Raw genomic sequence first — 6,876 nt, 5'->3', positions numbered from 1 at the left:
CACTAGTGTATGCTCGGGCTATCCGTTTTTTCGCGTTTCCTGGGCATATACGCCCTTTACCTGGGGGGCAGGACATGCCCACCGACGACTTCGGGCGCTGGTTGAGCGACGATGGCGCGTGGGTGTGGGACAGCGCGGCCAGGATGTGGCGTCCGCGGGTGACGGCCGGTGATTCCGGTGACGCGGGTGGGCCTGTGACGGGGCCATCGGAGCGATCCGGTTCACCGGCGCGACGCGCGGATGACTTCTTTGCGGTGGAACGGGTCGGCGAGACCGACGACCGTCCGTATCAGCCGTCGGACCGAGAATCATCCTGGGATGTCACCGCTCCGGCATACCAGCCCTCGGAGCGTGACCCTGGCCGGCGCTCCGGCTCGGGCTCGCCCGTACGGCCGGCGGCTGCCGCGGTCGACCCCTTTGACGTCTCCTCCACCCATGACCGACCGCTTCCTTCCGCATACCCCTCCGTTGAGCACCCGCCGTATCCGGTCCGTCATGAACCGTGGACGGATGGTTTGCCGAACCAGGTTGATCCTGGGCGAGGCGTGCCAGGCCTGCCAGGAACGCCGGCCGGGCACGGGCCTGGGCATGGGAGCGGGCGCTGGGACCTGTCAGTGGGCAGCGCCGACGACGGGCACTCCGCGCGCGGCGCTGGTCTGGCCTGGCAGTCCTCGCCCGCGGGTCCAGGCACGGGCCGGGATCCCGGCGTGCGCGACCGCCAGCCCGAAGTTCCCCGCGGCTTCGGGCCCAACCGCTCAGAGGCTGTCGGCTCCGCTGAGGCCAGGCGCAACTGGCCGCCAGCCGACGACCGGCTAACGGCCTTCCCCGCCGCTGGTCAGGCCGCATCTGGTGCGCAGGCGTTCCAGCCGCCGGGGAACGCCACCGGCGCGGCCGCGGATCGGCCGGCCGGCGGCTCGACGGCCAGCTCGCCGCCCCCTCGAGGGTTCGCGGGCGCTACCGGGCGCCCCGCGGACCATGGGAGCAGCGGATATACGCCTACCGGCGCCGATGGTCCGCCGAGAGGCGGGTCTACTGGCGGCGCGAATGGCTACCCCGGTGGCCAGCAGCCGGACGGTTATGGCGTTCCGCAGGGTGACAGCTATGCGATCAGCGGTCACCAGCCTCCCGATTACCCGGGATCCGCGCGCGGCGCTGCCGGTGGGCGTGATGCCATCGCCCGCTCCGGCCGGCCCGTTGACACCGGCAGCCAAAGAGGCTCCGGCAGCAGGGCGTTCGATCAGACAGCGGAGTCCGGGCGGATGGAGCGCGATGACGCGAGGCGCCGCCCGGAGGCCGTGAGCCGGACAGTCCTGTTACCGGAGCCTCCCAGCCCGGCCGAGCCCAGCGCGGGCGGATACTCCGGCTATCCGCCAGGCAGGCCGGTTCCTCGCCGCTCCGGTACGGACGACCGGGCCTTCGCGCCACCGGACGGGCCCGCGCGGACGGCCGCGAGACGAGCGGATGCCAGCGGCCGTGCCACGATCCCCCCCCCGCTTCACCGGGACCCGGCCGGACCTCGCGTTGATCCGCTCACCGCGCCGCGAACACCCCTGGGGCCGGCGACCGCCCTGCCGCCGGCTCCGCCATCGTCGGGGAGCCATGCGGCTGGCACGGCGGCTGGCGGCACGCCTGAGCTGGACCGGGACAGTCATCACCCCGTGCGGGCTCCCGCCTGGGACAGCGGTCCGCTGTCCCAGGGCGTGCCACTTGCCGCGCTGCCGCCTCAACCGCCGGTGGAAGCCGCGATGACCGAGGCTTTGCGGCTGGAGCCCGCGCCGGAGAGCGTTGAGGACGACGGTTGGAAGCCGTCCACCACCGTCCGGAAGAAGACGGACCGCGGTGGTGCGGCACCCCCGCGAGTATCGTCCGCGCGGGCGTCGTCCGCCGACGCGATCTCAGGCATGGCGACGAAGGGGGCGAAGGAACGCCGCCGGGCACTGAGCGGGCGGACAGCGGTCTCCGCGAGGCGTGGCGGCAACGCCCCCGGTAATCGGCGTGGCGTGGCGAGCCGGACCGACTTCGACCCTGATCTCACCGGCGACACCGACCTGACCGACGATATTGATATTGACGACGAGGATGACTACCCGTCCGGAATCTTCGCGCGCTATCGACACGGCTGGGTGGGCCCGCTCGCCATCGCGGTACTGGTATCACTCGTCGCGATCGGCGTGTATGTCATGGTGACCGGTGGAAAGAGCGCCTCGGAGGCGGCGCCGACGTCGGTGGCGTCCGCCTCGCGGTCCGCGGGGTCGCAGACATCGACGACGAGTAATCCGGACGCGGCTGCGGGGCTGGCACTGATCGATGGCGCCTACCGTTGCTACCAGGCGGACAGCGCGGACCTCAAGCCGCTGGCGGCACTTCCGGACAAGCTCGTGATCCCGATGGGGCGAGGGGCCTACAGCTGGAACGCTCAGCAGGGTACCTACACGATCGCCAAGAACAGCCTGAGCACCGAGACCGAGATCTTCGCCGATGTGCAGTTCACCGCTGGGCCGCTCAAGGACGTCAAGGCGTTGTTTTTCAACCGCGTGCGACAGGGCGACGCGGGCAAGGACGTGGGTGGTCTGACATTCGAGGACGGGACCAACCGGTGGTGCGCGATCAATTAGCGCGACTGGCAAGAGAGGCGTGGATCAAGGAGCGGGGCTGGGATGCGTGCGCTCATGGTTCGCTGGGCCGTCCCGGCGGATCCAGGCAGCCCGGCCGAGGGCGTCCTGGCCGGTCTCGGTGATCGCCTGCTCCGGTGGCCGTGCCGAGCGTCAGAACAACGGGTGACAATGCACGATGCAGGGAACAAAACTCCCTTTTTTGATCTCCTGGATACGTGTTGACCAGGACCCAGTGCCCAGGTTTCAACCGGGGTGCGGCAGGATCAGGTCCCATGCTCCGATCTGACTGTGTGACCGGCGCTGACCCGGTACGACCTGGCAGCCTTTCGGACTCCGGCGTCTGCGCCACGACCAGCTCGTATCGTCCGATCATGGCCCGACCGGACGGTTGGGGCGGTGGCTCTCTGGACCGCCGGAAGCTGCTGAGCCTGGCTGGAATGACCGCCGCCGCCCTGCCGCTTGCCGCGTGCGGCGGGGGCTCCGACGGATCGCAAGCGTCGAGATCCATCCGGATCGGTTATGTGAGCCCGCAGACCGGGTCGTTGGCCGCATTCGGCGTCGCGGACAGGTACGTCACCGACTCGATGCGTTCCTTCTACCGGCGTGGCCTGACCATAGGCACTCGGACCTACCCGGTGGACATCGTTTTCCGGGACAGCCAGTCCGACCGGACCAGGGCGGCTCAGGCGGCCAGCGACCTGATTTTCATCGATGGCGTGGACGTCGTGCTGGTCGGGTCGACGCTGGACACGGTCAACCCGGTTGCGGACCAGTGCGAGGCGAATGAGGTGCCATGCATCTCCACCGCGGCTCCGTGGCAGTCGTGGTTCTCCGGGCGCGGTGGCGACCTCACGAAGCCGTTTAAATGGACCTATCACTTCTTCTGGGGCCTGGAGGATGTGATCCAGGTTTACCTGGGAATGTGGGCGCAGCTCGGCACCAACAAGAAAGTCGGGGCGCTGTGGCCAGATGACCCCGATGGCAGGGCGTTCGCCGGGGCCTTCCCGCAGGCGATTGCCGGGCATGGCTACTCCTTGGCGGCGCAACCCGCGATCCCGGCCAACACAACAGATTTCAGCCCGTTGGTGAGCCAGTTCAAGAGCAAGGGAGTGGATATCCTGACCGGGGTGATGACAGCGGCCGACTTTGCCTTGTTCTGGCGGGAGGCAGTCCGGCAGGATTTCAAGCCAAAGATCGTAACGGTGGCGAAGGCCTTGCTGTTCCCGGCGTCGGTCCTGGAACTCGGAACGAATGCGAGCAACCTTGGCACCGAGGTCTGGTGGTCACCTGTGCACCGTTTTCGGAGCTCGTTGACGGGGGCCACCCCCCAGGCGCTCGCCGACGACTTCACCGCGAAGACCGGGAAGCCATGGCTGCAGACCCTTGGCTTCGTGCACGCGCTGTACGAGGTTGCCACCGAAGCGCTGGCCCAGGTCGGCTCCCTCGGTGACCGGGCGGCACTCGCGGATGCCATCGGTAAACTGCGTATCAACACGATAGTGGGGCCGCTCGCCTTTGGCGGTTTGGCGAACATCCCCAAGAACGTCGCGAAGACACCTTTGGTCGGCGGTCAGTGGCGCCCGGAAGAGAACAAGGGATACAAGCTTGTGATCGTCGGTGAAGATTCGGACAGCAGCATTGTTTCGCAGTCGGACCGGGTGCAGCAGTACGGCTGATGCGATAAAGGAGTGGGGCCGACAATATCCCAGCCGCCTGCGGCCGTAACGTCCCGTACGGCCGAGGGCGAGTTGATCAGTATTCTTTGGGGTCGCCCTCGGCCGGCTGCGGGCCCGGGTTCAGGTCCGCGCTACCGCTCGGGACATGGTGTGTTCGACCACCGAGATGAGCGCGCTTTTCGTGGAGTCACGGTTCCGCGCGTCGCAGGTGATGATCGGTACGGCCTGGTTGATCTGCAAGGCCTCCCGAACATCGTCGATGGAATGCCGCAGGATACCGTCGAAGCAGTTCACGCCTACGACGAACGGCAGCTGTCGCTGCTCGAAATAGTCGACTGCGGCGAAACAGTCGGCCAACCGCCGCGTATCGGCCAGCACGATGGCACCGATCGCGCCGCGGACGATGTCGTCCCACATAAACCAGAAACGGTACTGTCCTGGCGTACCGAACAGATACAGGATCAGATCCTCATCCAGGGAGACCCGCCCGAAGTCCATGGCGACGGTGGTTGTCGTCTTGTCGGTCAGGTGGGTCAGGTCGTCGACGTGCGCCCCGGCTTCGGTCATCACAGCCTCAGTGCGCAGGGGCACAATCTCCGACACCGAACCCACGAAGGTCGTCTTGCCGGCACCGAAACCGCCAGCAACAACAATCTTGACTGATGTCGTGGCGACGGATGAATTGACCCGTCGGTGGTCAGAGTTTTCGAAGGCCACTGAGAACCCTTTCGAGCAGCGCGAGGTCTGGCGCCTCGTCGCGGTCCGGTTGCTGGTGTACCCGGACGTAACCTTCGTCCGCCATGTCGCCTACCAGCACCCTTGCGACGCCGAGGGGAACCCGCAGGCCAGCGGCGATCTCCGCGATCGATCGCACATGCTGGCACATGGCGGCAATTGTCTGTTGCTCCAGGGCAAGGTCAATTGCCCGTTCCTCGCCGAGGGTTGTCGTGAAGACCAACGCCTCGATGGCAAGTTCGTACCGTGAGCGCGTTCTTCCACCGGTCATCGCGTAGGGACGGACAACCGGCCCGGGGGCGTTCTCGGGATCAATGCTCACCCTGACCCCCTGTGTTCCCGTCGGTTCACCGCGGAAGGATCCCCTGCAGCTCGGCCCGTAGTGCCGGCGTCAGAACGTCCATCGCCCGGGTTACCAGCAGCGCCATCTCATACCCCACAAGCCCGATGTCGCACGACGGCGCCGCGAGGACCGCCATGCTGGCGCCGTCGCTGATCGCCATGATGAACAGGAAGCCGTGCTCCATCTCGACAACAGTCTGCGTCACGTTGCCCGCTTCGAAGACCCGGGCAGCGCCCTGGGTCAGGCTCACCAGGCCCGAGGCGACGGCCGCCAGCTGGTCCGCGCGGTCGCGGGGGAATCCGTCCGATACGGCCAGAAGCAGACCATCCGCGGAGACCACCACGGTGTGCGCGACACCGGGCACCCTCTCGACGAAGTTATTGATCAACCAGTTGAGGTTCTGTGCGTCTGAGCTCATGGGCGTCACATGTCCTCCTGGGCATCCCGGCGAGGGGCGGCGTCCCTGGTGACGTCGCGCCCTTGCCGAACACCTTGATAGAAGCTGGCGAGCCGGCCACCGACTGCTTCCGGAGACCGAGGGGGCGTGTCCGGTGGACGGCGCCGTGGCCCGGGTTCGGCGCTACCCGGCACGAGGTGGGTCATCGGGACCCGCAACGGCAGGCCGGCCCGAGTCGTTCCGCTGGATGCGGGCTGGCGGGCCGCCTCGGCAGCCTGCCAGCCCGCATCACCGGCGGAGGACCAGGAGATCGCCCCGGGGGCGGCGGAAGCCGCCGTGGCGTCGCCGACACCGGTGACCATCGCGCTCGACATCGCCTCTGGTGAATAGGCCGGGGGGAGACCCATCCCCGCACCGGCGCGTACCGGCAGCTCCGGGGACGCCGCATCCTGGCTGGTTGCCGGGGCAGGGTTCGCGAGCCGGCCTGGGGGCGGGAAGGAGGAACCGGGGCGGGTGCTCTCGCCGCCCGCAATCGTGTTAGCACGGCCACCGAGACGGCTCAGCGGTTCTGCCGGGCGTGAGTCAGCACGCTGTACCGCCGGGCCACGGTTGATTGCCGGGCCTGGACGGCGCAGCGGGGACGGCGGTGGCACAGCCCGCCGGGTCGGGAGCGCCGGTGCGGGGGAGCGCCGCTGGAACCAGGCCGATACCGAGTCGAAGATAGGAGTTGTGTCGGCATCGTCCAGCTCGTGTTCAGCACCTTGATCGTCTTTAGCGCTTGCCTGGACGAAGGACGAATCATCCAAGGGGGCGTCGGCCTGATCTGGACTGAAATCGTCAGGCTGGTTGCTGGCCGTCGGCATGGTGCCGGGCGAGCGTCCGCCCTCGTATGCCTCGTATGCCTCGTATGCCTCGTATGCCTCGTATGCCTCGTGGGTCACGGCGGCCCGGCCGAAGGCGGGATCGGCGTTGGCCTTCGGAGCACCCCACACCGTGTCCGGGGCGACGTGATCCGTGGGTTCTGACATCCCGAAGCCGGTGGGGCCCATTGCGGGCTGTCTGTTACCGATCGGCCCGGTGTTTATCGGCCCGGTGCTGATCGGCCCGGTG

At 67.8% G+C, this 6,876-nt stretch carries 5 protein-coding genes and 1 pseudogene; 2 read left to right on the top strand and 4 right to left on the bottom strand.

Going from position 1 to position 6,876, the window contains the following annotated elements; all coding sequences use genetic code 11:
* The first annotated feature begins 1,295 nt into the window (after positions 1 to 1,295).
* Positions 1,296 to 2,615 (top strand): hypothetical protein, encoded by a 1,320-nt coding sequence (locus MJ783_RS13990; RefSeq protein WP_239310874.1) that lies wholly within the window; start codon positions 1,296 to 1,298, stop codon positions 2,613 to 2,615.
* A gap of 437 nt (positions 2,616 to 3,052) precedes the next feature.
* Positions 3,053 to 4,291, top strand: a complete 1,239-nt coding sequence (locus tag MJ783_RS13985) for an ABC transporter substrate-binding protein (RefSeq protein WP_255720432.1) — start codon at positions 3,053 to 3,055, stop codon at positions 4,289 to 4,291.
* A 120-nt stretch (positions 4,292 to 4,411) separates the two neighbouring features.
* Here the strand turns inward: MJ783_RS13985 and MJ783_RS13980 are convergent, their stop codons facing one another.
* The 4 genes and pseudogenes from MJ783_RS13980 to MJ783_RS13965 form a co-directional block, all read right to left on the bottom strand.
* The gene (locus MJ783_RS13980; protein ID WP_239310872.1) at positions 4,412 to 5,008 is read right to left on the bottom strand and encodes an ATP/GTP-binding protein; all 597 of its coding nucleotides are present in this window, start codon (positions 5,006 to 5,008) and stop codon (positions 4,412 to 4,414) included.
* Complete coding sequence (locus MJ783_RS13975) at positions 4,989 to 5,348, bottom strand: DUF742 domain-containing protein (RefSeq protein ID WP_239310871.1); 360 nt, start codon at positions 5,346 to 5,348, stop codon at positions 4,989 to 4,991. The genes MJ783_RS13980 and MJ783_RS13975 overlap by 20 nt, the downstream gene beginning before the upstream one ends.
* 25 nt (positions 5,349 to 5,373) lie before the next feature.
* Complete coding sequence (locus MJ783_RS13970) at positions 5,374 to 5,796, bottom strand: roadblock/LC7 domain-containing protein (RefSeq protein ID WP_255720431.1); 423 nt, start codon at positions 5,794 to 5,796, stop codon at positions 5,374 to 5,376.
* Positions 5,793 to 6,876: pseudogene (locus MJ783_RS13965) on the bottom strand (hypothetical protein); the annotation flags it as partial. The gene MJ783_RS13970 and the pseudogene MJ783_RS13965, both read right to left, overlap by 4 nt.

The sequence above is a fragment of the Protofrankia sp. Cj3 genome, assembly GCF_917627355.1.
GTDB lineage: Bacteria > Actinomycetota > Actinomycetes > Frankiales > Frankiaceae > Protofrankia.
The sequence above is the reverse complement of the archived record's forward strand: the minus strand, read 5'-3'. Positions and strand labels throughout refer to the sequence as shown.